We start from the raw sequence: 1,693 nt of genomic DNA on the forward strand, positions 1-1,693 counted from the left end.
GTCTTACCTATCTATTTATACACAAATTGTCAGAATAGATTTTTTTTTCAAAATTAATTATAATAAAACAAGGTAAATTTTGGTACAAATTATTTATTTTAATAGGAGGAAAAAAATGGAGATATTTAAGGAGATTACAGTAGAAACAACAGTTCAAGCACCAGTTGAAAAGGTATGGGAATATTGGACAGAACCAATTCATATAACAAAATGGAACTTTGCTTCAGATGATTGGCACTCCCCTTTTGCTGAGAATGATTTAAGAGTAGGCGGGAAATTCATTTCAAGAATGGAAGCCAAAGATGGTAGTTTTGGTTTTGATTTTAGCGGAGTTTATGATGAAATAAAACTATATGAGGTAATTGCTTATACAATGGAGGATGGAAGAAAAGTGAAAATCACTTTTAACGACCGCGGAAACGAAACCGAAGTAATTGAAACTTTTGATGCCGAGGCTTCGAATTCAATTGAGTTACAACAACAAGGGTGGCAGGCAATTTTAAATAATTTTAAAAAATACATAGAGTAAACAAACAATAAATAAAGTATCTCAATTTAATCATTATTAGTCTTCAAAATAATAGAAGCGGTATCTGTGGATATTAAATACCCACAGATACCGCTATTTTTTACTTTATTCTACCAGCCCCTTTACTTGTAGAAGAAAAAAGTATTACCGTTGTTCCAGTAATGCTACCCGTTTGTTTAAGTACAACATCTCACAATTTGACTATAGTGATTTTTTTAGTTATGATTTTTTTACTTTAAAAGAAAGGCTGAAGATAATGATTCGTCGTTTGAAAAAGTTTAAAAATGTCGCTGTGGTATTAAGCTTCTAAGTAAGTCGTAGAATCAACAATACTTAGAAGCGAGGTATATAGTTATGAATCATCCATTATTTAATCATTGGTCTGAAATAAAGTATTTAAAAGATTTAGTGACGAATCCACTCATTGAAGTAGGGGAGTATTCCTATTATTCAGGGTATTATGGTAATCAAAATTTTGAAGATGGCTGTGTAAGATATTTATGGGGTGATGCTAAATCTCAAGAACTCTTCAATCCAATTGAACAGTTTGGTTGGCATCTAGATAAACTCATTATTGGAAATTATGTTTGTATTGCAAGTGGAGTTGTAATTTTAATGGGGGGTAATCATAACCACCATTCAGAATGGATTACAGTTTATCCATTTGTTGAGCAAATAGGACAATCATATGAACCAAAAGGTGATACAGTCATTAAAAGCGATGCCTGGATTGGTATGAATGCTATAATAATGCCTGGCGTTTCAATTGGTGAAGGTGCAATCATTGCAGCAGGTTCTGTGGTTTCTAAAAACGTTCCACCGTATACAATAGTTGGTGGTAATCCTGCAAAAGAAATAAAGAAACGGTTCACAGATTCAGAAATTAATAAGTTAATGGAAATGCGTTGGTTTGATTGGGATAGAGAATTGGTTAAGAGAGCAATTCCTCTTTTGTCCAGTTCATCCATTGAACAGTTATATGACTTTTATAACATTGAAGTAAAGAAAAGATAATCCAATTAGAAAAGCTACATTCTGTATAGGATGTAGTTTTTTGCATACATTTTTTATTTTAAATTTAATAGTTCACTCTTTTGAGCTAACCTGCCCAAAACTTCACAATCTGCTTCTAAACTCTAACATACATATCCAATTTTCTTTAAA

At 31.8% G+C, this 1,693-nt stretch carries 2 protein-coding genes; both read left to right on the forward strand.

The window, feature by feature from the left end; genetic code table 11:
• Positions 1-115 precede the first annotated feature (115 nt).
• On the forward strand, positions 116-529 hold the full coding sequence (locus V7164_RS22795) for an SRPBCC family protein (protein WP_335355308.1): 414 nt from the start codon (positions 116-118) through the stop codon (positions 527-529).
• A 354-nt stretch (positions 530-883) separates the two neighbouring features.
• Entirely contained in the window at positions 884-1,543 is a 660-nt protein-coding gene (locus tag V7164_RS22800; RefSeq protein WP_335355309.1) for a CatB-related O-acetyltransferase, read from the forward strand.
• The last annotated feature ends 150 nt before the right edge of the window (positions 1,544-1,693 follow it).

Source organism: Bacillus sp. JJ1474 (assembly GCF_036965225.1).
Taxonomy (GTDB): domain Bacteria; phylum Bacillota; class Bacilli; order Bacillales; family Cytobacillaceae; genus Cytobacillus.

Bases quoted from the DNA above. Each gene is read 5' to 3' on its own strand.
- V7164_RS22795 (WP_335355308.1), top strand. From the start codon at position 116: ATGGAGATATTTAAGGAGATTACAGTAGAAACAACAGTTCAAGCACCA.
- V7164_RS22800 (WP_335355309.1), top strand. From the start codon at position 884: ATGAATCATCCATTATTTAATCATTGGTCTGAAATAAAGTATTTAAAA.